Source organism: Pantoea sp. SIMBA_079 (assembly GCF_046940275.1).
In the GTDB taxonomy this organism is placed as follows: domain Bacteria; phylum Pseudomonadota; class Gammaproteobacteria; order Enterobacterales; family Enterobacteriaceae; genus Pantoea; species Pantoea borealis.
Map to the genome: position 1 here is coordinate 1 of NZ_JAWRYR010000631.1, position 253 is coordinate 253.

The window sequence follows — 253 nt, forward strand, 5'->3', positions numbered from 1 at the left end:
GCCCGAGCAGCGCGCAATGATGGAAGGGGTGTTGGCCAAACAAGGGGTCAGTGTAGGTGGCAAGGGTGTGCGTTCGTGCCTGACACCAGAACAGGTGGCAACGAATGACATTCCTCTGCAAGACCCGAAATCGGGCTGCACGCAGAAGATTACCGATCGTACCGGTAACGTTTGGAAGTTCCAGTTCAGCTGCCCGAAGGCGCAGGGAAGTGGTCAGGCTACATTCCTCAGTGATCGGGAATTCACCACCCAG

At 56.9% G+C, this 253-nt stretch carries 1 protein-coding gene; it reads left to right on the plus strand.

The window, feature by feature from the left end; all coding sequences use genetic code 11:
- Positions 1 to 16: 16 nt before the first annotated feature.
- Positions 17 to 253: DUF3617 domain-containing protein (locus SB719_RS21470; protein ID WP_412159932.1), on the plus strand; the 237-nt coding region annotated here is incomplete at its 3' end.